The following is a 22814-nucleotide window of genomic DNA, read 5'->3' on the forward strand; positions in this document are numbered from 1 at the left end:
GAGAAGAATATGCTGGATATCAAGAGAATAAGAGAGGATTTTGATAACGTAAAGAAAGCTGTTGAGTCGAGAGGACAGGGAGACTTCGGAATAGATAATGTTATAACGCTTGACAAAAAAAGAAGAGAACTGCTTGCTGAAGTAGAGCAGATGAAGAACAGGCAGAGCGTTTCTTCGAAACAGATCCCTGTGATGAAAAAAGAAGGAAAAGACACGACTGAACTCATGGCAGAGATGAAGAATCTTTCGGATGAGATAAAAGTCCTCGATGCAGAAGTGGGGCAGGTTGAGGCGGATCTGCGCGACGCACTGCTCAACATCCCTAACACACCGTACAAAGACGTTCAGGTGGGAGCAGACGACAGCGCAAATGTCGAGCTGAGAAAATGGGGAGAGCCGAAGGAGTTCGATTTTGAAGAAAAAGCACACTGGGACATCGGTACAGATCTTGATATCCTGGACTTTGAAAGAGCTGCAAAGATCGCAGGTACGAGATTCACGGTCTACAAGGGACTCGGTGCGAGACTGGAAAGATCGGTTATCAACTTCATGCTCAACCTTCACACTGAAGAACACGGATTCACAGAAATACTGCCGCCTTTCATGGTAAACAGAGATGCTATGACAGGAACGGGACAGCTTCCTAAATTCGAAGACGACATGTTCCACGTGCCGGCAAAGGATTTCTTCCTGATCCCTACAGCAGAAGTTCCTGTAACGAATCTGAGAGACAACGAGATAATAGACGAGGCAGAACTGCCTATTTACTACACTGCATACACACCATGCTTCAGAAAAGAGGCTGGATCGGCAGGAAGAGACACCAGAGGCCTCATCAGACAGCATCAGTTCAACAAGGTGGAGCTGGTAAAATTCGTAAAGCCTGAGACTTCATACGATGAGCTCGAATCTCTGACAAAGGCTGCAGAGACAGTTCTCCAGAAGCTAGAGATCCCTTACAGAGTCGTTAGACTGTCGACAGGAGACCTGGGATTCTCATCAGCGATGACATACGACATCGAAGTATGGATGCCTAGCTACGGCAGATACGTTGAGATATCATCGTGCAGCAACTTTGAGAATTTCCAGGCAAGAAGAGGAAACATCAGATTCAGACCTGCAGAAAAAGGCAAGCCTGAATTCGTTCACACTCTCAACGGCTCAGGACTCGCAGTAGGCAGAACAGTAGCAGCTATACTGGAAAACTACCAGCAGGCAGACGGATCAGTAGTGATCCCTGAAGCACTGAGACCTTACATGGGCGTTGACAAGATCGAGAAAAAATAAGACAGACAGGAACGGATACACAATATGACATTTAAACTAGGTGAATATATCGAACCGGATTTTTCGCAGAAGCTTTTCAGGAAAGCTCCGGAAGCAAGGCTCGCCGAAGCTCCCAAGGACATGACTGCGCCTGAGGGCTTCCATGCGACGTCCATATATCCTGAATATTTCAAGCTCGACGGCAGATGGATACTTCCGAAGGATTCGCGCATGGACTGCGTTGCGGTCTACGAGGACGGGGATATCCATATCCGCGAGTTCAGGAATATAAAGAAAGGCGATCTCGTTGTCCTAGGCAGGACGGAGAAATGTGAGGATGGTATTTATGTAAATGAGAACAGCTTCAGGTTTCCCGATCAGGATACGGACGAACAGACGACCTTTTCATTCAGGCAGGGACGAAGCCGTGAAACTGCTTTCTCATACGACTACAGCAGCCTTTATGAACTGCTCAGATACGAGCGCGACCATGGACATATCACATGGGTGCTGGGGCCGGCATGCGCTTTCGATGCGGAGGCGAGGAATGCGTTTGCGAAACTCGTAGAGGGCGGGTATGTACACTCGCTGCTGGCAGGCAATGCACTTGCCACACACGACCTGGAAGCAGGATATCTCGGAACTGCGCTCGGTCAGAACGTCAGGACGCAGAAGCCGCATTTCAACGGTCACTACAATCATATCGACACGATAAACAAAGTGAACCTTTACGGATCGATACCTAAATTCATAGAAGAAGAGCACATAACCGACGGTATAATATACAGCTGTGTGAAAAACAACGTGCCTTTTGTGCTGAACGGTTCGATAAGAGACGACGGCCCTCTGCCTGAAGTGTATGAGCATACATACGTAGGGCAGGATGCGATCAGGAGCCACGTCAGAAGATCGACGACCGTTATCGGTATGGCGACAGTGCTGCACACTATCGCGACCGGCAACATGACGCCGAGCTACAGAGTACTCGAGGATGGAACAGTACGTCCCGTGTATTTCTACGTGGTTGACACGTCCGAGTTTGCGGTAAACAAGCTGTCCGACCGCGGCAGTCTTTCTGCAAAGGGCATCGTGACGAACGTGCAGGATTTCGTGTGCAACCTGGCAAAGAATCTGTAGCAGGACATATAAGCAAGATTGAAAGGAAAGATATTTAATGATAGCAGAAAAGATGAAACCTCTTATGGCTAACAACTCGGCTATAAGAACGATGTTTGAGGAAGGCGACAAGATGAGAGCCAGGTACGGCGCTGAAAACGTATTCGACTTCAGTCTCGGCAATCCTGATGCACCGGTCCCTGCAGAGATAAAGCAGGCGATAATAGATGTGCTCAATGAAGAAGAGCCGAGCGTGCTCCACGGATACATGAGCAATGCGGGGTTTGAAGACGTCAGAGCTGCGATCGCTGATTCACTGAACAGAAGATTCGGCACATCGTTCGGAAGCGGCAATATCCTGATGACTGTAGGAGCGGCGAGCGGCCTGAACGTAGCGCTCAAGACGATCCTCAATCCGGGCGAGGAAGTCATCATATTCGCACCTTACTTCCTCGAGTACAACTGGTACGTGAACAACTACGACGGCAAAGTCGTGCAGGCGCCTACGGACAAAGAGACGTTCTATCCTGATCTCGAGAGCTTCGAGAAGCTGATCACGGACAAGACGAGAGTCGTTCTGATCAATACGCCGAACAATCCGACAGGCGTGATATACAGCGAGGACACTATAAAGAAGATCGCAGAGATCATGGACAGAAAGCAGAAAGAACTCGGAAGGACGATATTCCTGATCTCCGACGAGCCTTACCGTGAGCTGGCGTTCGGCGGAGCCGAGGTCCCTTACGTTACAAAGTATTACGATAACACGATCGTTGCATATTCATACAGCAAATCGCTGTCACTGCCGGGCGAGAGGATAGGATATCTCGTTATACCATCGGAGCTTGAGGAAAGCGAGCTGGTGTTCGACACGGCATCGAATGCGAACAGGATAATCGGATGTGTAAATGCGCCGTCACTCCAGCAGAAAGTCATCGGCAGATGTGTGGACGTCCAGGTGGATCTCGACTACTATGACAGAAACAGGACAGCGCTTTACGAAGGACTTAAAGAATGCGGATTCGACTGCGTCAAGCCGGAGGGGGCATTCTACATGTTCCTCAAGTCGCCGGTCGAGGACGAAAACGAATTCTGCGCGGCAGCCAAGAAGTACAACATCCTGATGGTTCCGGGAACGGCATTTGCATGCCCGGGATATGTGCGTCTGGCATACTGCGTATCTCACGAAAGCATCGTGAACTCGATGCCGGGATTCAGAAAGCTCGCTGAAGAATACGGCCTGAGATAGGTCTGCGCATGCATGCAGATACTGTGCGCGTTTGCAGTACACACAGATAAACAAATATTCTGAATAAGAACGCAACTTGAAGTTTATGTGAAAATGGCACCCCATCGGTTCAACCAGGGGTGCCATTGCTGTATAATGTACAGGTATTGTTTTATGATACAGCAGACGCAGAAGGAATTTCAATGGAGAGGAAACTATGATTTCAAGTTTGAAGAATTACAGAAAATTGCTTATCGCGGCACTCGTGGTAATTCTGGCGATTGCATCAGTGGTTGTCCTGGATTTCACAAAGCCGTATGCAGTATATGCGAAAAGCGGGAAAAAAGTAGAAGATCCGTATGCAGTAAAGGCCGGAGGCGAGGAACTTTTCCTCGTGAAGGATGAGAAGACTGCAGAAAAAGTAATAGAAGAAGTACTTAATGAATATACGCCGGAAGGAGCCCAGGTGGTATCGGTTTCTGTAGACAAGAAGCTGAGCACCGAGGACAAGAGCCTCAAGCGCAGCGGGGAACCGCCGGCAGTGCTCACGGAAAAAGAAGCCGTGAACTATATACTGGAGCAGAACAGCACGGAGGATCCGCTGTTTTCTGTGACTATCGATGCAGAGATCGGCTCGGTAGAGAAGATCGAAGCAGGTACTTCGTATGAAGACAATGCAGAGCTTTACGAGGGTGAGAGCGAGGTAAAGAGCGAAGGAACTGACGGCGATCAGATCGTTACTAATCAGGTGACATGCGTCAACGGCAAGATACTTTCTTCGCAGGTCGTGGATACGACAGTGATAAACGAGTCGGTAGACAAGATAGTGTACAAGGGCACCAAGGCAAAGAGCAAGGATACTGACAGCAGCAGCTCCGGCGGGGCTGTGATGGGCAGCGGCAGCGGGACTGACGTTGTGAACTTTGCGCTTCAGTTCGTCGGCAACCCGTACGTTTACGGCGGCACAAGCCTTACGGACGGCGCAGACTGTTCGGGATTCGTGCAGAGCGTCTATGCGCATTTCGGGATATCGCTTCCGAGAACAGTGCCGTATCAGGCGCAGTGCGGCAAAGCTGTTTCGTACAGTGACGCTCAGCCGGGAGATCTGATCTGCTTTTCGGGTCATATCGGCATCTATGTCGGCGGCGGCAAGATGGTCCACGCATCGGATTATGATACAGGCATCATCGTGACGAGCACGAGCTACTCAGGAACGGTAGTGTCAGTCAGAAGGATCATAGAATAAAACGCACAGCAGGAGCTCGCGGCACGGCGCGAGATACGTGGCCGGCATGGCTGCAAAAACAAAAAAGAAAACATACAGGCTGTCTTCTGATCGTCTAAAAGATCAGCAAGGCAGCTTTTTGCATGAAAATCTTCCCGCGGATATAGAGTCTCGCGGGAAGTGGTGGTATGATATATAGAAGAAATCACACGAGGATCGGAGGCAGGAGATGAACAGCTTATTTTGCAGGATATACCAGGGGGCGATGAAGGTCGGGATGTACATGCTTCCGTGGCATACGCCTGAAGTGATAGAAGACAGGGCTGACAGCGACAGACTGCTGGAAGATATAAAACGCAGGGAAGTGGAAAGGCTGCTCGTGGTCATGGGGCCGAACATGATGAAGCGCGGGCTTCCTGTGCCGATGCTGGAAAAGCTGCGGGCGAACGGGATCGAATGTGAGGTGTTCGATCGACTCACGTCGGATCCGACGGATGCGCAGGTCGAGGAAGGCGTCAGGCTCTATAATGAGAAAAACGCACAGGGGATAATACTGTTTGGCGGGGGCTCGCCGATGGACTGCGGCAAAGCCATCGCAGCGCGTATAGCGAGACCGGACAGGACGATCGCGGAGCTTCAGGGCGTGCTCAAGGTGCGTTCGAGGAGAAAAGTGCCTGTGATGTGGGCGATACCAACGACTTCGGGAACAGGCTCAGAGGCGACGATGGCAGCAGTGATAACGGATCATGAAACACATCGAAAAAAGTCGATAAACGATATGGCGATAATCCCGCACGTGTGTGTGCTGGATGCCGGGCTGACAGCGGGACTGCCGCCGGATATAACCGCATATACCGGAATGGATGCACTGTGTCATGCAGTCGAAGCTTATACCAACAACGCTTATAATACGGCTCTGGAGAAGAAGATGGCAAAGGATGCCGTAAAGCTCATATATGAAAATCTTGAGGGCGCTTACGAGAACGGCAGCGATATGGAAAAGCGCCAGAATATGCAGAGAGCGGCGTTTTATGCCGGCAGGGCGTTCACGAGAGGGTGCGTCGGATATGTGCACGCGATAGGACATGCCGTGGGAGGTCTGTATGGCGTTCCTCACGGAAAGGCTATGGCGATACTGCTGCCGCATGTGCTGAAGGCATTCGGAAGCAGCGCAGAGGCGAAGCTTGCGGAGCTGGCGGATCACTGCGGACTTTCCGCAGAATACGGAGTAGATCATGACGACCGGACAGGCGGATGCGCCTGCCCGGCATATGGCGCGATGAAAGGGAAGACTACGAATAACGGAAAAGCGCGCCTTTTCATAGAATGGATAGAAAATACGAAACGCAGCATGGATATTCCGGACAGATTCGACTGTATAAAGGAAGAAGATGTCGAAACTATCGCGAAATGGGCCGATGCTGAAGCGAATCCGCTGTATCCCGTTCCGAAGATATTCGACAGGAAACAGCTCGAAGATCTCGTGAGATCTGTCATGTGATCCGATGAGGATCTCCTGGACGCGCCAGGGCAGGGCCTGCCGAGCGTCGGATGTGCATTTCGCTGTGTTATGCCCTGATGCGCCGGCATGCAGATAGTGTGAAGTGTCATGGCGCATCGCCTGAGTGGCCGTAAGCTGCGGACAGCAGTCATATCTGCAGCTGGCATATCGACTGTATGTCGTTGTTTATGCAAAAAAGCAGAGCGAGGATGTCGTATGACAGGATGAACAGTCGCTCTGCTATGTGCTGTCTGAGCAGATCTTCCAGCGATATCACATGCGAATAAAGAGATGTGAATCCCAGCATGCCGGCGAGGCCTTTTATGGAATGACAAAGGACGGCGGCATCGCTGTACTGGTCTGTATCTATCATTTCACGCAGACGCAGAGAAAGGTCGGCGTTGTTGTGTTTGAAATTATTGAAGTGCTTCAGAAAGAGCCTGGGACTGTTGCCCATGTTTTCTATAGCGGTATGTATGTCGCATACGTCGGGATCCAGGCCCGGGAAGCTGCTGTCCCGGTGTGCGCAGGAGCCGGAGCATGACGCCGTGAGCAGTGCGGATCTGACATATGGCGAGATCGCTGTGTAAAATGACGTGGAATTGAACGGTTTGAAAAGTATCATGTCAAATATACTTTCCGTTTCAGCCTGCCGTATCCTGTCTTCGTTTTTGCTCGATGCCGTCACGGCGATCACCGGGGTATCGATACCCAGACTGCGGATCCTGCGGACGGTCTCTATACCGTTCATGCACGGCAGGTTTATATCCATCAGTATCAGTGAATAATAATTTTTGTCGACAGAATTGCACATAGTGACAGCTTCGAGACCATCGAATGCGCTTTCACATTTTACGCCTATATCGTTCAGGAATGTCTGTATTACTTCGTGGTTTGCTGATGTGTCGTCGACTATCAGCACAGTATCTCTGTCCCTTGTTGAAACATTTTTCATATTCAATACCTCCTTTGGTGTGCAACTGTACCACTGTTTTGATTCTATACCAAAAAGGACTCTTTTTTTATATCTAATGTACGACGGCATTCTCCACAATACGACAAAAAAATCAAAATAATATTGTGGTTAAAAAAGGAAATTGATAGAATAAGAGCAATAAAGGAGGAATATTGAGATGCTGGTGATTATCATAAAAGTGGCTGCAAGCATAGTGCTAGGCGTCCTGGCGGGGTTTGCGGCAGTATATATATTCAATAAAATGCCTGCGGGCTGGCTGTGCGATTACGGGGAAAAGCCTGGACCGGAGCTGACGGATCCGCACATACAGAGAGTGAAGGGTTATCCGTGGCGATGGATATATGCGGCAGGCTTTGCATGTCTTCTCGTCAGGCTTTCCTTCTGTGATATACAGTTTGCCGCGGCAGGGGTATTCGCGTGCTGGGCGATGCTGATCATCGGCCTGGCAGACCTGAAATACATGGTGATACCCGATCAGTTCGTGATAATGCTGGCTCTGAGCGCGTTCGGCTTCATACCTTTTCACAGTTCAGTCTGGCAGCCTCTGCTGGGGGCGATTGTCGGCGGAGGCGCGATGCTGGCGGTCGCAGGCATAGGAAGCCTGATATTCCATAGAGAAGTGATGGGCTTCGGAGATGTGAAGCTGTTCGCGTCGCTTGGTCTGGTGCTCGGACTGAAGGGGACCGTGGCGGTGCTCCTGGGAGCTTCCCTGGCGAGCGGGATAGCAGCTGCGGCGGGTCTGGCATCGGGGCGGTACCGCAGGAACGATGAGCGGCCGCTGGGACCGTATATATGCGGCTGCGGGTGTCTCTATATTTTCGCTGCCTGGCCGCTGATGATGTGACGAGCATCTGAATTATGACTAATAAATGTGGCACGCGGCTTTGAAATAATATATAATTAGAAAAGGTGTACGATGAAAAAGAATATACTTCTTACAATAGAATACGATGGATCGGTGTTTCACGGCTGGCAGCGACAGCCGGACAAGCCCACGGTGCAGGGACATCTGGAGCAGACGCTGTCATCGCTTCTGGGCAGCAGTATCACGCTGAACGGCACGAGCCGGACGGACGCGGGGGTGCATGCATACGCTCAGCGCGCATCGTTTGCAGCCGATGTGAAGATCCCTGTGGAAAAGCTGGCTATGGTCGTGAATAACAGCCTCGCGAGCAGAGAGAAGGGATCGTTCGCGGCGTCACCTGTGAGGATCGTAAAGGCTGAGGAAAAGCCTGCGGATTTTCACGCCAGATTCGACTCGAAAGGCAAGAAGTATATCTACAGGATACTCAATGCAGAAAGTGCAGATGTCTTCGTGAGGAATTACGTCTATCATGTTGCAAAGCCGCTGGATACGGACGCCATGCGGCGCGCGGCGGAATATCTGAAGGGCACGCATGACTTCAAGTCGTTCGAGGCGGCGGGAGGGACTCCGCGTGAGACCACCGTCAGGACGATATATGATATAAGCGTCACCGGAGACAGGAACATAGAGATACACGTGAGCGGCGACGGGTTCCTTTACAATATGGTAAGGATAATAACGGGAACGCTGACTGATATAGGAGCGGGAAAGATCGCGCCGGAACAGATGAAAGCTATTATCGATGCAGCAGACAGATCAGCTGCAGGACATACAGCCCCGCCTTACGGGCTGTACCTTGCAGAAGTGTACTACTGATATTTGCATGATCAAGGAGAAACGTATGGACAACAGACCAAGCTGGGATGAATATTTTATGGAAATGGCAGTGCTCACAGCCAAACGTTCCACGTGTCTTAGACGGCATGTAGGCGCTGTGATCGTAAAGGACAGGCATATCGTCGCCACCGGGTACAACGGTGCGCCGAGAGGTCTGGAGCACTGCGGTGAGCGCGAAGGCGGATGCCTGAGGCAGCAGCTGGGGATACCGTCGGGCGAGAAGCATGAGCTGTGCAGAGCGCTGCATGCCGAACAGAACGCGATAATACAGGCGGCCACGCTGGGTCAGAGCATCGAGGGCGCGACGATATATATCACGCATCAGCCGTGCGTGATATGCGCGAAGATGATAATAAATTCAGGAATAAGCAAGATCATAGTAAAAGAAGGATATCCGGACCAGCTGTCTGTTGACATACTGGATGAAGCCGGACTCAAAATAGTAATGTTAGGAGAAATCAAGTGACAGCTACCAGCATAGAATTATGGGGGCCGCTTCTGGTCGCCTTTGTCGTGGCAGCGGCAGTTACACCTGCGGCGATAAAGATCGCACCTAAAATAGGCGCAATGGACATCCCGAAAGATGAAAGGCGGATGCATAAAAAGCCGATGCCGAGATTCGGGGGCATCGCGATATATCTCGGGATAATGGCCGCACTTGCAGTCTTTGCACTCAAAGACAAAGGGATAACGAGCGTTATGACCGGATGCACTCTGATATACATGCTCGGTCTGATCGATGATCTGAAGGATCTGAAACCGCTGGTAAAGCTGTGCGGACAGATAGTATGCGCTACGGTGGTGTATATCATGGGAGTCAGGATCGAGTTCATCACGAATTACTTCGGTCCGGGCAATATGGCGTTCGGTGACGTGGCATGTTTCATCATCACGGTATTGTGGCTGATAGCTATCACGAATGCTGTGAATCTGATAGACGGACTCGACGGACTGGCTGCAGGTATCGTAGCGATATCCGCGCTCTGTATAGGATACGTCGCATATATCCACGGGCAGTATGTGCCTACGCTGGCAATGATGGCTATAGCGGGCGCGGCGCTTGGATTCCTGCCGTACAATTTCAATCCCGCGAAGATATTCATGGGAGACAGCGGTTCGGAGCTGCTGGGATTTTCGATAGCGGCGGTATCGATACTGGGTACCGTCAAAAGTGCTACGATAGTAGTCGTGATAATTCCTGCGCTGGTGCTGGGGCTTCCGATATTCGACACGGTCATGGCTATATTCAGAAGGCTGGCGAAGCATCAGTCGATAGGTACGGCGGACAAGGATCATCTGCATCACAGGATCATGAAGGCCGGATTCGGCCAGAAGCGTGCGGTGATGATCCTTTACTGCATCAGCGGCATCATGGGCATAGTCGCCGTGCTCTACAGCAGGGGGCTCACAGTGGAATACCTCGGGCTTACAGCGGTCGCTATAATGCTGATATACGTGCTGCTTTCCGATACGGGAAACAGGAACATCAGCCTGAAAGCAGACAAGATAAAAAAAGAAAGACCGGATAAAAAAGAGGAAAAAAACAAGCAGGACAAACATATAGAGAAAGGCAGTGACAATAAATGATAAAAACAGAGAATCTGGAGACTATAAGAAATCGGGAACTTTTTTCGATGATGGGCAAGGTGGCGCTGCCTATAGCGCTGCAGAGCCTGATAGGCTCCAGCCTCAGCTTTATCGACAATCTGATGGTGGGAAGTCTGGGAGAGCTTGAGCTGAATGCGGTAGGTGTATCAGTCCAGGTGTTTTTCATATACTGGATGCTGCTTTTTGGATTCACGGGAGGTATGGGTACATTCATATCACAGTTTTACGGTGTGATGGATTTTAAGAACATAAGGAAAACGACAGGCTTTGCACTGTCTGCGGCAGCAGGCGTCAGCCTGCTCTTTTTTGTTGCAGGATTCTTCTTTCCTGAATATATACTGAGGATATTCACGAAGTACCCGGAAGTTATCGAAGCGGGGGTCGGATATGTCAGGATCTGTTCGTTCACGTTCCTGTTTCTGGCAGTGACGCAGCCGTTTACTGTGGCACTGAGGGCTACCCAGCAATCTGCGCTGCCTCTCGCAGCGAGCGTGATCGCATTTGCTACCAATACATTCCTGAACTGGGTGTTCATTTTCGGAAAGCTGGGTGCGCCTGCTCTGGGAGTCGAAGGTGCAGCGCTGGCAACAGCTATAGCGCGTCTTCTGGAAATGCTGATAATACTGTTCGAGGTGTTCGTGCTCAAAAACAGGATCGCAGGGCATTTCAGAGAGTTTTTCAGTTATAACAGGGAGCTGGCTGCGCGTATAATAAGGAATGCGCTGCCGACTACAGCAAATGAAACACTCTGGGGGATAGGAACTTCGATGTATGTTGCGGCATTTGCGAGGATAGGCATCTCGGAAGGGGCTGCGGTACAGGCCTGCAATACTATAAACAATATGTTCGCACTGGCTGCGTTCAGCATCGGAGATGCAGTGCTGATACTTGTCGGTCAGAAGCTCGGAGAGGGAAAGACGGAACTGGCATACAACATGTCGCGCAAGATGATCAGGATGGGACTCATAGTGGGAGCAGTCTTTGGAGCGGGCGTGATAATAGCGGGGGAACCGCTGCTCAGTCTGTTCAGCTTCTCGGAGCAGGGGGCCGCGTATGCGTTCAGGATACTGATCGTATACGGAGCCACAATGTGGCTGACACTTTACAATGCCATCCATGTCACGGGAACGCTGCGCTGCGGGGGCGACACGAAGTTCGCGATGATCACGGAAACCGGCACGGTGTGGCTTATAGGCGTGCCGCTGGCGTTCATCACGTCGCTGTATCTGCATATGCCTATATATCTGGCAGTGCTGGCAGTCAAGATCGAAGAAGTAGTCAAGGCCGTATTCCTGACTAAACGGTATTACAGCCGCAAATGGCTCAAAACCGTAATAAAGGGCATCGACGATTGACGATGTTTTAAGGAAAGAACATATTGATAACAAAGAAGTACAAGAAAATACAAATTTTTTACAATTATAAAAAATTATAATTTTTGGGCAAAACCACGAAAGTGTTGAAAACAGTGAGATTGTTAAAAAATGAATTTAAAAAAACTGTTTCACAATTGCCGCAAATCGGTGTATAATGTGTAGTCATAAGAGAGGAGATGAGTGAGATTTGACTTATGTTTTCGGCTCGATCGCAGGTCTGATCGCAGGCGGGCTTGCAGGGTACCTCAAAAATCGCTTCCTGTGGCAGAAGTATATGGCGGACAGCTCGTCGTCAGATGCCGGGGCAGGTCAGGCGGGAGGTATCTATGCGAGGTCAATGATCAGTTATGCTGTCAATATAGTGACGCTGCTGCTGGTTTTCCTCGTGAGGGATATAGTGCCGTTTGACGATACGGCTTTTCTCATAGGAACGGCAGCTGCGCTTGTAGCGATGAACAAGGTGCTGGTTTTCAAACAGAAGAAAGCACTGTGACCTGGAAGGGAGGCAGGCGATAATGATAGAGACACTTAATTCTTTTGGGATATCCAACGGGATGATAACGAGTACAGTCATTACGGTCATACTGTGTGTGCTGGCTGTAGTTGCGGGCCGCAGGCTGCAGACTGTGCCGTCAGGCTTTCAGAATTTTGCAGAGTGGGCTGTGGAGAGTCTGTATGATTTCTTTTCGGATATCATGGGCGGCAAAGCATGTCGGAAGTATTTCCCGCTTGTAGCGACGCTGTTCATATATATACTGATATGCAACTACAGCGGACTGCTGCCGGGTTCGGGGCATGTAAAGGGGCTGGCGGCTCCGACAAGCTCGATAAACTGCACTATGGCGCTGGCGATAATAGTGTTCGTAGCGATACAGGTGATAGGCATCAGAGAATCTCACGGCCTGAGATTCTACAAGCACCTGCTGCAGCCGTTTGCGTTCCTGCTGCCGCTGATGCTGCTGGAGGATCTGGTAAAACCGGTGTCGCTGACGCTGCGACTTTACGGTAATATTTTCGGGGAAGAAACGGTAACGTCATCGTTTTTCGATCTCGTACCGATAGGGCTGCCTGTGGTGATGCAGATGCTGAGTGTACTGATGGGGCTGGTGCAGGCACTTGTGTTCGCACTGCTTACAGGCATATATATAAAGGAGGCGCTTCCGGAGGAGGAAGAGCATTTGTAAACTGCAGGCCGGCAGGCATGAAGTTTATAAGTCGATCGTAAACGGAGCGACAGAAAACGTTTCGATAATGATATAAATGATAAGATTGTTTATAGTGAAAGGAGATATGTTATGGGTTTAATTGCAATAGGAGCAGCACTGGCTATAGGACTGGCTACTATAGGGCCTGGGATAGGACAGGGGATAGCGGCAGCGAAGGGACTGGAAGGTATGGCACGTCAGCCGGAAGCGGCAGGAATGCTTCGTACGAATATGATTCTCTCGTTTGCTTTTATGGAATCGCTTAGCATATACGGCCTTCTCATTGCGTTTATGCTGTTCTCAAAGATATAGAGAATTTCATTGCCTTCGGGCATGTAAAAACGCAGTGAAAGGGAGACGGTAATATGGTTGAAGCATTGGGAATAAGTCTTAAAGAATTTATATTTTACCTGATCAACTTCCTGATACTGATGGGAGTGCTCACCAGGTTTTTATATAAGCCTTTCTTGAACATGCTGGCTGCCAGGAAGCAGTCCATAAAAGACGCGCTCGACAACGCAGAGCTTACCAACAGGAGAGCCGATGAGAAAATGGAGCAGTACAGCAAAAGGATCTCAAAGGTCGAAGAGGAAAGCAGAGAGATCATCAGAACTGCGAAGATCAAAGCGGATGCACAGGCGCGCGACATCATAGAGGACGCCCGCAAAGAAGCCGGCGATATCATCGCAAAGGCGGAAAAGACTATAGAAAAAGAAAAAGAAAAGGCTATGGAAGAAATGAAACAGGAAATCGCTGTTCTCGCTGTAATGGCCGCTGAAAAGATCGTGGAACGCGAGATACAGCGTGCCGGACAGGAGGCCATAGTTGAAGAGGTTATCAGACAGGCAAGGAGTACAGGATGGAGGAACTGACCATTGATCTGACTTACGGCACTGCTTTGTTCGAGGCTGCCAGGGAAACCGGCAAGACTGACCTCATAAACGAAGAGGCGGGACAGCTGATAGAGCTGTTCGGACAGGAACCGGATCTTCACAAATTTGTCAACACTCCGGGGATCTCGGCTGAGGAAAAGAAAAACGTACTCGAAAATGTCTTCAGAGGAAGGATATGCGATGAGCTTCTGAACTTCCTCTTTATTCTTGCAGACAAAGGCAGGATGATGCATTTCGAAAAAATGATAAAGACCTACAGAAAACTCCTGGATAAGCAGGAGGGAGTATCGTACGGTACTGTTTTTTCGGCGGCTCCGCTTAATGATGAACATATCAGAGAGCTTGAAGAGGATGCATCGAAGCTTTTCAGAGTTAATGTGAAGCTTGTAAATGAAATAGATCCCAAACTGATCGGAGGCGTGAAGCTGCTGGTAGAAGGCAAGCTGATCGACGCTTCCGTCAGAAAGCGATTTGACGATCTAAGCAGTCAGATCAGAATGAGTTAGGGAGGAAAAGAAATGAATTTGAGACCGGAAGAAATCAGTGCGGTAATAAAAGAACAGATAAAAAATTACAAAAACAGACTGGAGATTTCCGATTTCGGCACGGTTATACAGGTCGGCGACGGTATAGCGCGAGTTTACGGCCTGGAAAACTGCATGGCGGGGGAACTCCTGGAGTTTACAGGAAACACCTACGGCATGGCTCTCAATCTCGAAGAGGATAACGTAGGTGCCGTAATACTGGGATCTGACAGGGACATCCGCGAAGGCGATATAGTAAAGCCTATGGGCAGAGTCGTGGAAGTACCGGTCGGAGAGAATATGCTGGGACGTGTAGTCAATGCGCTGGGACAGCCGATAGACGGAAAAGGCACTATCGTTACGAAGGAGAGCCGTCCGATAGAATGCGCAGCGCCCGGCGTTTTGCAGAGAAAATCGGTAAATCAGCCGCTGCAGACAGGCATCAAGGCGATAGATTCCATGATACCGATCGGCAGAGGACAGCGTGAGCTGATCATCGGAGACAGACAGACCGGTAAGACAGCTATCGCGATAGATACTATACTCAATCAGAAAGATGAGGATGTGATCTGCATATATGTAGCTATCGGACAGAAGGCGTCCACGGTGGCACAGCTAGTGCAGAATCTTGAAAACAAAGGTGCGATGGAGTATACGATCGTGGTGTCGGCGACGGCTTCAGATGTGGCGCCGCTGCAGTACATCGCCCCGTATGCAGGGTGTGCGATCGCGGAATACTTTATGTATCAGGGAAAAGACGTGCTGATCGTTTATGACGATCTTTCAAAGCATGCCGTGGCATACAGAGCGATGTCGCTGCTGCTGAGAAGACCGCCCGGCAGAGAAGCATATCCCGGAGACGTGTTCTATCTCCATTCGAGATTGCTGGAAAGAGCTGCGAGACTTTCCGATGAACTCGGCGGCGGCTCGATCACGGCGTTGCCTATCATAGAGACGCAGGCCGGCGATGTATCGGCATATATCCCGACGAACGTGATATCGATCACCGACGGACAGATATTCCTGGAGTCGGAGCTGTTTTTCACAGGACAGAGACCGGCTGTAAATGCAGGTATCTCGGTATCTCGTGTAGGAGGAAATGCGCAGATAAAGGCGATGAAAAAAGTAGCAAGTTCGGTAAAGCTCGATCTTGCACAGTACAGGGAGCTGGCAAATTTTGCACAGTTCGGATCTGATGTGGACAATGAGACCAAGGAGAGACTCGATCACGGACGAATGCTGATGGAGATCCTCAAGCAGCCTCAGTACCAGCCTGTTCCTGTAGAGCGGCAGATAATGATAATCTTTGCGGCGATAAACAAGTATCTTGCGGACATAGAGATCGTGGACATAAAGCAGTTCGAAAAAGAACTCTATGAATTCATGTCGACACAGTATCCTCATGTGGAGCGTGCGATAAAGGAGACCGGCGAGATCAGCGAAGATACGGAGAAGCAGCTTCGTGAGGGCATAGAAGTGTTCAGGAAGGGTTTCATAAAACGCACAGGTCGCGGAGAGACGGCAGATGAGGCAGGAAGCGAGACGAAATAGGAGGTACGGGAATGTCAGCAAATAACATGCGGGACATAAAGAGACGTATAAAAAGCGTTTCCAGTACGGAACATATCACGAATGCCATGAAACTGGTGTCTGCCGGCAAGCTGAGAAAGGCGAAAGCGATATTTGAGAAGACGAATGCGAATCTGCATTACATCACACAGACCATCGCCGAGATCTTTCACAACAGCCAGGATATACCGCAGGAATACCTTGCCGGTAACAGAGAGATAAAGACGACATGCTATATAGTAGTAACGAGCGGACGCGGCCTTTGCGGAGGATTCAATTCGGCTATCCTCAAGGAAGCGCAGCGCGAGATAGATACCGACTGGGAGGAGCCTGTCATATACGCGATAGGATCGAAGGGCAAGGAGTACTTCGAAAAGCGCGGATATAAGATCTGCGGAGATTATCTGGCTCCGCCTGAGAACATATCGTTCCTGGAGACGCGTGAAATGAGCAAGCCTATCATAGAAATGTATGATAAAGGCGAGATCGACGAGGTCGTACTCATATATACGTCGTTCATAAGCTCCATGCAGCAGGAAGTGAAGAATGTGGTGCTGCTGCCTTTCGAAGTCGAGGAAGATTCGGAAGATGTAATAACGACGAACAAGCAGGTGGAATACGAGCCTTCCGTTGAAGCGGTATTCAACTACCTGGTGCCTAAATATGTAGAGATGATGATCTATTCTGCTGTGGTAGAGTCTGCTACGTGTGAGCATGCGGCGAGGAGAAACGCGATGGAAAACGCTACTGACAATGCCAGGGAGATGCTGGATCAGCTGTCTCTCTACTACAACAGAGCAAGACAGTCTGCGATCACAGACGAGATCATAGAAATCGTGGCCGGTTCCGAGGCACAGAAATAGGAGGCGAAAATGAACAAAGGAAGAATACATCAGATCATAGGCCCCGTAATAGATATAAAATTCAGTGAGGATCAGATGCCTGAGCTGCTAAATGCAGTAGATATAAAGTTCGGCGACAAGGTCATAGTGACGGAGGTCGCTCAGCATATAGGTGATGATGTCGCAAGATGCGTGGCGCTGTCATCGACTGACGGTCTCAGACGAGGCATGGAAGCCGTGGATACCGGAGAGCCTATAAAGGTGCCTGTCGGTAAAGAGGTCCTGGGCAGGATGTTCAACGTTATCGGAGAGACGATAGATGAAAAGGGCCCTGTGGAGACAGAGCTCAGAGCAGCTATACACAGAGCAGCGCCTCCGTTTGAAGAACAGGATACGTCAGCTCAGATATTCGAGACCGGCATCAAGGTAATCGACCTTATCGCACCGTATACGCGAGGCGGTAAAGTAGGTCTCTTCGGGGGAGCAGGCGTAGGAAAGACGGTCCTGATCCAGGAGCTGATAAGCAATATCGCCAGAGAGCACGGAGGTATATCCGTATTTGCGGGCGTAGGAGAAAGAACCAGAGAAGGAAACGATCTTTATTATGAGATGATCGAGTCAGGAGTTATAAAGAATACAGCGATGGTATTCGGACAGATGAACGAACCGCCGGGCGCCAGAATGCGAGTTGCGCTGACGGGTCTTACGATGGCCGAATATTTCAGAGACAGGGAGAACCAGGACGTTCTGCTGTTCATAGACAACATATTCAGGTTCACTCAGGCGGGTTCGGAAGTATCTGCGCTGCTGGGGCGTGTCCCTTCGGCAGTAGGATATCAGCCGACGCTGGCTACTGAGATGGGTGCTCTGCAGGAGAGGATCACGTCGACAAAGAAAGGGTCGATCACATCGGTACAGGCCGTATATGTGCCTGCGGATGACCTTACAGACCCGGCTCCTGCTACGACGTTCGCGCATCTGGATGCTACGACGGTACTTTCCAGGTCGATCACTGAGCTCGGTATCTATCCGGCTGTAGACCCTCTGGAATCGACTTCCCGAATAATGGATCCGCTGATCCTGGGAGAAGAGCATTATCAGACTGCCAGAGGCGTGCAGGAGGTGCTCCAGAGGTATAAAGATCTGCAGGACATCATCGCTATACTCGGTATGGATGAGCTTTCGGATTCCGACAAGCTGATAGTTTCCAGAGCAAGAAGGATACAGAGATTCCTTTCGCAGCCGTTCAGCGTTGCTGCGCAGTTCACAGGAATGGAAGGAAAGTATCTGCCGCTCAAGGAAACTGTAAGAGGCTTCAAGGAGATACTGGAAGGCAAGCATGATGATATTCCGGAGCAGATGTTCCTGTTCGCAGGAAGCATCGACGAAGTTGTCGAAAAGTATGAGAACAGTAAGAAATAGCAGGAGATCGTCATGGCAAACAGTGTGAAATTAGAGATAATAACACCTTCAAAGCTGTTTTACAGAGGATATGTGGATATCGTCATCACTACTACACTGGAAGGCGATGAGGGCTTTATGTACGGACATTCATGGGCGTGCAAGCTGCTGGACATCGGCGAGCTGTGGATACAGGAGGCCGGTGCAGGCAAGGATGAGTACCGCGTTGCCGCGATAGCAGGCGGATTTATCGATGTCAGAGACAGCATCATCATATACACGGACGCTGTTGAGTGGTCCGAAGATATAGACATGGAAAGAGTCCTCAGTGAAAAGGCGAAGGCTGAAGACTGGCTGACGCACCATGAAAAGGATGCGGACCCTAACGATGTGACGAAAGCGAAGATCGCCATTTCAAAAGCGATCACGAGATCCCACGTGGCAGAGGGCGGATACAGACGCGGACACTGATGAGAAGCATGGAGGTGGCATATGTGCGATGAAAAAAGGATAGCGCTGATAGGCGTTATAGTGGAGAATCAGGATGCGGTGGAGGAAATGAATCATCTGCTTCACGATTACCGCGAACATATAATCGGCAGGATGGGGATCCCTCATCCGGAGAAAAAACTTTCGATCATCAGTCTCGCTGTTGAGTCCGATCAGGACACGATCAGTGCGCTGTCGGGCAAGCTCGGCGCGCTCGACGGTGTCAGCACGAAGACGGTGTACTCGAAAAAATAGCGTTAGAAAAAAACAGAGATTTTTATGCCGGCAGTTTTGGGAGATCCTGAAATTTGTCGGCATCATTATAAGGAAAATATTGGCGAAGCATCATAATAATGGTATAACGAACCTGGAGAAGCCAGAGACACGGTGGACGGAAGCTCCCTGGAAAGGGAGGTGATACTATGATTACATATGAAGCCTTGAGTGCGTTCTGCACTGCCGGACTTTTGATAGTCGCAGTTATTGCCTTGTTGAAAGACAAGCATTAGTTTTTACAGGAAGTAAAAACTCCGTCCATGATTTCCCAGTCGCGACGGAGTTTTACTTCTAACGATTAAGGGAGCAGCCGTTCATCGGCTTCTCTTTCTATATCAAAACTATACCTCTTTCTCGATTCTGTGTCAACGGTTGTGCCGGTATTTAAAGGAAAATGCCTGCACATATCTGAAGGGCGACGCGTGATGCTTTGCGCTCACAGATGACAGAAGATATTGTAGATCATGAAGCACACGCTCCATGCGAGCAGTATGTGGCCGAAACACATTATGATGCTGCAGCGCCAGCTGCCCGTCTCTTTTCGAACGGTAGCCAGTGTGGCGATACATGGAACGTATAGCAGACAGAAGACCATGAATGAAATAGCGCCGGCAGGTGTGAAAATGCTGCTGAGCAGTGAGAACGAGGACATTCCGGAGCTGCTGGCGATCACGGAGAATGTACTGATGATCGCTTCTTTTGCGGAAAGTCCGGCGATCATCGCAGATGCGGCCTGCCAGCTGCCGAATCCCAGCGGCTCGAAGAAAGGTGCAACGGAGCGTCCTAAAAATACCAGTATGCTTTCACGGCAGTCGGAAACCATGTGAAGACTGCAGTCGAACGACTGCAGGAACCATATGACTACCGAAGCGGCCAGGATCACAGAAAAGGCTTTTTTTACAAAACCAAGTGAATTTGTGAGAACGATATCAAGTACATAAGATATACGCGGCGGCTTCAGGGAGGGAGTGGTGAAATGTCCACCTCCCGTTCTTGTTTTGTGCCCGGCGCTGTATCCGGAGCCACGCTGGCAGCGGCAGTTCGAACTGCTCAAGTTATTCGGTCTGCGGCCGTCCGCGATTTTACCGGCAAGACCGGCGCATATCATAGCGGTCGTGATCCCGGTGAGATAAATGAACCAGACGACGATCGCGCGGTGATCTTCGAAGAAAGCAGAGATGAGCACAGAGTATACGGGCAGCCTGGCGCTGCATGACATGAACGGTATCATGAATATAGTGCGCAGTTTTTTGTTGCCTTCTAGCATCGATGATGCGCTCATCACGGCGGGCACTGCACAGCCGAAACCCATGATGAGCGGCACGATGCACTGGCCTGAAAGTCCGAGTCGTGACATGCCGCTGTCGAACAGTGCGGCAGCATACGAGAAATAGCCGCAGTCCTCAAGTATTGCCAGCAGGCAGAACAGTACAGCGATGAGCGGCACGAATGACAGCACGCTGCCGATGCCGGGGCAGATCCCGTATATCAGCAGATCGTGCAGAGGGCGGCATGTTCCGGCGGTGAGGAGGATATGATCGAGCCGGGCGGTACAGATATCAAGCGCAGTGGCCAGCAGAACGCTCAATGATCTGCCGACGGTATCGAAGGTCAGATGAAAAACCGTGAACATCACAGCTGCAAAAATCGGAAGACCTGTTATCTTCCCGGAAAGGAGCCGGCGGGCAATGCTGTTGTGCATCAGAGGATCCCCGGCTTTTGAGGTCCGTGCACTTTGTGCAGTACGCGAGGCCTGAGTGGTGTATACGCCCTTTTTTGCAAAGTGGCTGCACAGTTTTTTTATTTTGTAAAAAATATCGCTTTTATATTTCATGAATATCACCAGCATCACAATGTGGATGATGGTGAACGAGATCGCTGCAGTTTTTAACATCAAAACACCTCCGCGGATGCGAACGTCTGAATTTTACTTAAAAGGTACACTTACGCGCGTCAAATATGATATAATCATAAAAATACTGAACGCCGGGGCGGGCGTACGGATGTTCAAGCATATGCGCGGCATGCCGGACAGATTACAGGAAAGGGCGCAGCGCAGAGATATTTACATATATAAGGAGTGAAATATGGAGAGAACTTTCAGGATAGGACCTATCAGACCGCCGAGTGAAGCGGAGAGCCTGCTGCTGCAGGTGACGAACGGATGCACGTGGAATAAATGCAAATTCTGTCAGCTGTACAGGCATACAAAGTTCAAAGCCTACAGCGCGGACAGCATCAAAGCAGACATAGACAATATGGTATACCAGGCGCAGATCGTCGAACAGTACAGGAACGGCGACGGGACGTGGGATATAGACGGAATCAACGCAGAGCTGATGAAAGGAACGGAAGACGAAAGACAGTGCCTTTACATGATGGCCAACTGGATCATAGACGGAGCGGAAAACGTCTTCCTGCAGGACGGCAACACTACGGCGCTGAGCAGCGGCAGACTCAGCGATGTGCTGATATATCTCAGGCAGGCGTTCCCGTCGATAAGGCGTATAACATCCTACGGGCGAGCAGAAAACCTTTCGAAAGTAAGCGCGGAGGAATTTGCAGAGCTGAAAAAAGCGGGGCTGGACAGGATCCATTCCGGATTTGAAACCGGCTCGGACGCCGTGCTGAAGAAGATAAACAAAGGCGTGACGCAGGAGCAGGAAATAACGGCAGGAAAGAATGTAAAGGCCGGGGGCATCGAGCTTTCGGTGTATTTCATGCCGGGGGCAGGCGGAAAGGAGCTCACGAGTGAAAATGCTGAGGAGACGGCATACGTCATAAATGAAGTGGATCCTGATTTTCTGCGTATCAGGACTGCTGCAGTCAAACCGGGAACGGAGCTGTATGATGATTTCAGAAGAGGCGAATTCACGCTTTGCAGCGACGATGAGAAGCTCATCGAGCTGAGGACTGTCATCGAGAAAGCTGAAGGCGTGGATACGAGGCTGGTCAGCGATCATATGATCAACCTTCTGCAGGATGTAGAGGGCAGTCTCAGAAATGAGAAAAGCCGGATGCTGGGACTTATAGATGGATATTTTGCCATGTCGGAGCGTGAAAGGCGCATGTATCAGGCTGCGCGCAGGATGGTGCGCGTGAGCAAGCCTGCCGATATGTCGAGACTGAGGCCGCAGGAACTGGAACGGATCGGACGTATGGTCGATGAAGTGAAAGATCCTTATCAGTGGGAGATACAGATGAATGCGCTGATATCGCGTTATATTTAAGGTTTTGCAGGGTGAGGCGGCGTTTTTCCGGCCGTGATAAAAATGCGGAGAAAAACCGCAAACAAAAAACAACGGAGTTTTTTGACAAATTAGAAGAATCGGTATTAATCCGAAAAAGTGTATCAAAAATGATAACGAATCTCAAAAACGATACACAAATCCACTAAAAAATACAGTATACACAGTGTCAAAGCTTAATGTCCATAAAAAAACATGTAAAAACATGAAAAATGAAAGGCTTGAAACTACAAGGAAAGAGCGACTTTTTCAGAAAATTCAATTCTCTGAAAAACAAAATAATCAAAATTCTGAATTAGTTGGCACGGATATTGAATATATAGTAGGCAGAAGTTACATCGATTGCCGCTAATAATAGAGCGGTGAAAG

The 22814-nt window shown here is 49.9% G+C and carries 23 protein-coding genes; 21 read left to right on the forward strand and 2 right to left on the reverse strand.

Features of this window, described 5'->3' with window-relative positions; genetic code table 11:
* Nucleotides 1-9 precede the first annotated feature (9 nt).
* From serS to OCV59_RS05040, 5 genes are all read left to right on the forward strand, one after another.
* The gene (serS, locus tag OCV59_RS05015) at nucleotides 10-1287 is read left to right on the forward strand and encodes a serine--tRNA ligase (RefSeq protein ID WP_147593398.1); all 1278 of its coding nucleotides are present in this window, start codon (nucleotides 10-12) and stop codon (nucleotides 1285-1287) included.
* A 24-nt stretch (nucleotides 1288-1311) separates the two neighbouring features.
* On the forward strand, nucleotides 1312-2403 hold the full coding sequence (locus OCV59_RS05020) for an ornithine cyclodeaminase family domain (protein ID WP_147593399.1): 1092 nt from the start codon (nucleotides 1312-1314) through the stop codon (nucleotides 2401-2403).
* Between the two features lie 37 nt (nucleotides 2404-2440).
* Entirely contained in the window at nucleotides 2441-3631 is a 1191-nt protein-coding gene (locus tag OCV59_RS05025; RefSeq protein ID WP_147593400.1) for a pyridoxal phosphate-dependent aminotransferase, read from the forward strand.
* 196 nt (nucleotides 3632-3827) lie between these two features.
* The gene (locus OCV59_RS11980; RefSeq protein WP_147593401.1) at nucleotides 3828-4856 is read left to right on the forward strand and encodes an NlpC/P60 family protein; all 1029 of its coding nucleotides are present in this window, start codon (nucleotides 3828-3830) and stop codon (nucleotides 4854-4856) included.
* A 208-nt stretch (nucleotides 4857-5064) separates the two neighbouring features.
* The gene (locus OCV59_RS05040; protein WP_147593402.1) at nucleotides 5065-6336 is read left to right on the forward strand and encodes an iron-containing alcohol dehydrogenase; all 1272 of its coding nucleotides are present in this window, start codon (nucleotides 5065-5067) and stop codon (nucleotides 6334-6336) included.
* 148 nt (nucleotides 6337-6484) lie between these two features.
* Here the strand turns inward: OCV59_RS05040 and OCV59_RS05045 are convergent, their stop codons facing one another.
* A complete protein-coding gene (locus OCV59_RS05045; protein ID WP_262584122.1) occupies nucleotides 6485-7291 on the reverse strand; it encodes a response regulator in 807 nt (268 codons plus the stop codon).
* Between the two features lie 178 nt (nucleotides 7292-7469).
* Here OCV59_RS05045 and OCV59_RS05050 point away from each other — a divergent pair, with 178 nt between their 5' ends.
* From OCV59_RS05050 to OCV59_RS05120, 15 genes are all read left to right on the forward strand, one after another.
* Complete coding sequence (locus OCV59_RS05050) at nucleotides 7470-8156, forward strand: prepilin peptidase (protein ID WP_147593404.1); 687 nt, start codon at nucleotides 7470-7472, stop codon at nucleotides 8154-8156.
* Nucleotides 8157-8228: 72 nt separating this feature from the next.
* Entirely contained in the window at nucleotides 8229-8993 is a 765-nt protein-coding gene (gene truA, locus OCV59_RS05055) for a tRNA pseudouridine(38-40) synthase TruA (protein WP_147593405.1), read from the forward strand.
* Between the two features lie 25 nt (nucleotides 8994-9018).
* Complete coding sequence (locus OCV59_RS05060) at nucleotides 9019-9480, forward strand: deoxycytidylate deaminase (protein ID WP_147593406.1); 462 nt, start codon at nucleotides 9019-9021, stop codon at nucleotides 9478-9480.
* On the forward strand, nucleotides 9477-10601 hold the full coding sequence (locus OCV59_RS05065; protein WP_262584123.1) for an MraY family glycosyltransferase: 1125 nt from the start codon (nucleotides 9477-9479) through the stop codon (nucleotides 10599-10601). Before OCV59_RS05060 ends, OCV59_RS05065 begins: the two co-directional genes overlap by 4 nt.
* Nucleotides 10598-11977, forward strand: coding sequence for an MATE family efflux transporter (locus tag OCV59_RS05070; RefSeq protein ID WP_147593408.1), 1380 nt, complete (start codon nucleotides 10598-10600; stop codon nucleotides 11975-11977). Before OCV59_RS05065 ends, OCV59_RS05070 begins: the two co-directional genes overlap by 4 nt.
* Before the next feature lie 208 nt (nucleotides 11978-12185).
* Nucleotides 12186-12491: a hypothetical protein gene (locus tag OCV59_RS05075; protein ID WP_147593409.1), complete on the forward strand. Its 306-nt coding sequence runs from the start codon at nucleotides 12186-12188 to the stop codon at nucleotides 12489-12491.
* A 22-nt stretch (nucleotides 12492-12513) separates the two neighbouring features.
* The gene (gene atpB, locus OCV59_RS05080) at nucleotides 12514-13182 is read left to right on the forward strand and encodes a F0F1 ATP synthase subunit A (RefSeq protein ID WP_147593410.1); all 669 of its coding nucleotides are present in this window, start codon (nucleotides 12514-12516) and stop codon (nucleotides 13180-13182) included.
* Between the two features lie 111 nt (nucleotides 13183-13293).
* Nucleotides 13294-13515: an ATP synthase F0 subunit C gene (atpE, locus tag OCV59_RS05085; protein WP_147593411.1), complete on the forward strand. Its 222-nt coding sequence runs from the start codon at nucleotides 13294-13296 to the stop codon at nucleotides 13513-13515.
* Nucleotides 13516-13568: 53 nt separating this feature from the next.
* A complete protein-coding gene (atpF, locus tag OCV59_RS05090) occupies nucleotides 13569-14075 on the forward strand; it encodes a F0F1 ATP synthase subunit B (protein ID WP_147593412.1) in 507 nt (168 codons plus the stop codon).
* Complete coding sequence (gene atpH / locus OCV59_RS05095) at nucleotides 14063-14602, forward strand: ATP synthase F1 subunit delta (RefSeq protein ID WP_147593413.1); 540 nt, start codon at nucleotides 14063-14065, stop codon at nucleotides 14600-14602. Before atpF ends, atpH begins: the two co-directional genes overlap by 13 nt.
* Nucleotides 14603-14614: 12 nt before the next feature.
* Nucleotides 14615-16171, forward strand: a complete 1557-nt coding sequence (gene atpA / locus OCV59_RS05100; RefSeq protein ID WP_147593414.1) for a F0F1 ATP synthase subunit alpha — start codon at nucleotides 14615-14617, stop codon at nucleotides 16169-16171.
* A 74-nt stretch (nucleotides 16172-16245) separates the two neighbouring features.
* Nucleotides 16246-17052, forward strand: coding sequence for an ATP synthase F1 subunit gamma (atpG, locus tag OCV59_RS05105; RefSeq protein WP_394802999.1), 807 nt, complete (start codon nucleotides 16246-16248; stop codon nucleotides 17050-17052).
* Nucleotides 17053-17061: 9 nt separating this feature from the next.
* Nucleotides 17062-18453, forward strand: coding sequence for a F0F1 ATP synthase subunit beta (gene atpD, locus OCV59_RS05110; RefSeq protein WP_147593416.1), 1392 nt, complete (start codon nucleotides 17062-17064; stop codon nucleotides 18451-18453).
* Between the two features lie 12 nt (nucleotides 18454-18465).
* Complete coding sequence (locus tag OCV59_RS05115) at nucleotides 18466-18903, forward strand: F0F1 ATP synthase subunit epsilon (RefSeq protein ID WP_147593417.1); 438 nt, start codon at nucleotides 18466-18468, stop codon at nucleotides 18901-18903.
* 21 nt (nucleotides 18904-18924) lie between these two features.
* A complete protein-coding gene (locus OCV59_RS05120; RefSeq protein ID WP_147593418.1) occupies nucleotides 18925-19176 on the forward strand; it encodes a TM1266 family iron-only hydrogenase system putative regulator in 252 nt (83 codons plus the stop codon).
* Between the two features lie 457 nt (nucleotides 19177-19633).
* On the opposite strand, the gene OCV59_RS05125 is transcribed toward OCV59_RS05120, so the two are convergent.
* Nucleotides 19634-21091, reverse strand: a complete 1458-nt coding sequence (locus tag OCV59_RS05125) for a ferrous iron transporter B (RefSeq protein ID WP_147593419.1) — start codon at nucleotides 21089-21091, stop codon at nucleotides 19634-19636.
* A 193-nt stretch (nucleotides 21092-21284) separates the two neighbouring features.
* Here OCV59_RS05125 and OCV59_RS05130 point away from each other — a divergent pair, with 193 nt between their 5' ends.
* Nucleotides 21285-22427: a radical SAM protein gene (locus tag OCV59_RS05130; RefSeq protein WP_147593420.1), complete on the forward strand. Its 1143-nt coding sequence runs from the start codon at nucleotides 21285-21287 to the stop codon at nucleotides 22425-22427.
* The last annotated feature ends 387 nt before the right edge of the window (nucleotides 22428-22814 follow it).

The sequence above is a fragment of the Brotomerdimonas butyrica genome, assembly GCF_025567305.1.
In the GTDB taxonomy this organism is placed as follows: domain Bacteria; phylum Bacillota; class Clostridia; order Peptostreptococcales; family Anaerovoracaceae; genus Lentihominibacter; species Lentihominibacter butyricus.

Bases quoted from the DNA above. Each gene is read 5' to 3' on its own strand.
- serS (WP_147593398.1), top strand. From the start codon at position 10: ATGCTGGATATCAAGAGAATAAGAGAGGATTTTGATAACGTAAAGAAA.
- OCV59_RS05020 (WP_147593399.1), top strand. From the start codon at position 1,312: ATGACATTTAAACTAGGTGAATATATCGAACCGGATTTTTCGCAGAAG.
- OCV59_RS05025 (WP_147593400.1), top strand. From the start codon at position 2,441: ATGATAGCAGAAAAGATGAAACCTCTTATGGCTAACAACTCGGCTATA.
- OCV59_RS11980 (WP_147593401.1), top strand. From the start codon at position 3,828: ATGATTTCAAGTTTGAAGAATTACAGAAAATTGCTTATCGCGGCACTC.
- OCV59_RS05040 (WP_147593402.1), top strand. From the start codon at position 5,065: ATGAACAGCTTATTTTGCAGGATATACCAGGGGGCGATGAAGGTCGGG.
- OCV59_RS05045 (WP_262584122.1), bottom strand. From the start codon at position 7,291: ATGAAAAATGTTTCAACAAGGGACAGAGATACTGTGCTGATAGTCGAC.
- OCV59_RS05050 (WP_147593404.1), top strand. From the start codon at position 7,470: ATGCTGGTGATTATCATAAAAGTGGCTGCAAGCATAGTGCTAGGCGTC.
- truA (WP_147593405.1), top strand. From the start codon at position 8,229: ATGAAAAAGAATATACTTCTTACAATAGAATACGATGGATCGGTGTTT.
- OCV59_RS05060 (WP_147593406.1), top strand. From the start codon at position 9,019: ATGGACAACAGACCAAGCTGGGATGAATATTTTATGGAAATGGCAGTG.
- OCV59_RS05070 (WP_147593408.1), top strand. From the start codon at position 10,598: ATGATAAAAACAGAGAATCTGGAGACTATAAGAAATCGGGAACTTTTT.
- atpB (WP_147593410.1), top strand. From the start codon at position 12,514: ATGATAGAGACACTTAATTCTTTTGGGATATCCAACGGGATGATAACG.
- atpE (WP_147593411.1), top strand. From the start codon at position 13,294: ATGGGTTTAATTGCAATAGGAGCAGCACTGGCTATAGGACTGGCTACT.
- atpF (WP_147593412.1), top strand. From the start codon at position 13,569: ATGGTTGAAGCATTGGGAATAAGTCTTAAAGAATTTATATTTTACCTG.
- atpH (WP_147593413.1), top strand. From the start codon at position 14,063: ATGGAGGAACTGACCATTGATCTGACTTACGGCACTGCTTTGTTCGAG.
- atpA (WP_147593414.1), top strand. From the start codon at position 14,615: ATGAATTTGAGACCGGAAGAAATCAGTGCGGTAATAAAAGAACAGATA.
- atpD (WP_147593416.1), top strand. From the start codon at position 17,062: ATGAACAAAGGAAGAATACATCAGATCATAGGCCCCGTAATAGATATA.
- OCV59_RS05115 (WP_147593417.1), top strand. From the start codon at position 18,466: ATGGCAAACAGTGTGAAATTAGAGATAATAACACCTTCAAAGCTGTTT.
- OCV59_RS05120 (WP_147593418.1), top strand. From the start codon at position 18,925: ATGTGCGATGAAAAAAGGATAGCGCTGATAGGCGTTATAGTGGAGAAT.
- OCV59_RS05125 (WP_147593419.1), bottom strand. From the start codon at position 21,091: ATGTTAAAAACTGCAGCGATCTCGTTCACCATCATCCACATTGTGATG.
- OCV59_RS05130 (WP_147593420.1), top strand. From the start codon at position 21,285: ATGGAGAGAACTTTCAGGATAGGACCTATCAGACCGCCGAGTGAAGCG.